This window comes from Shewanella sp. CAL98-MNA-CIBAN-0140 (assembly GCF_040309905.1).
Lineage (GTDB): Bacteria > Pseudomonadota > Gammaproteobacteria > Enterobacterales > Shewanellaceae > Shewanella > Shewanella psychromarinicola.
In genome coordinates, this window is record NZ_JBEOPI010000269.1 from 1 (window position 1) to 241 (window position 241).

Below are 241 nucleotides of genomic sequence, written 5' to 3' on the forward strand. Positions count from 1 at the left end.
GTGCTGGCCAGGCTGCCGGCCCGCACAAACCCGGCATTGGGCCCTACCAACGGCAGTTGTTGGGCATAACTGCTCAGCAACAGGTTTTTCACGGTTTTGGGGTTGTACAGGTTCGGGTCGTCCAGGCCCAGTAGCACGTCGCTGTTCTTGAACAGGTTTTGCAGCGGCCGGCTGTCACTGGTGTTCTCCCAGAGCTGGGGCACGATTTCCAGGCCCATGGGCTTGGCGGATTGAGTCAGCT

The 241-nt window shown here is 60.2% G+C and carries 1 protein-coding gene; it reads right to left on the reverse strand.

Going from position 1 to position 241, the window contains the following annotated elements; all coding sequences use genetic code 11:
* A partial coding sequence (locus tag AAEY93_RS21020) for a hypothetical protein (protein WP_351079682.1) occupies positions 1-241 on the reverse strand: 241 nt, incomplete at both ends.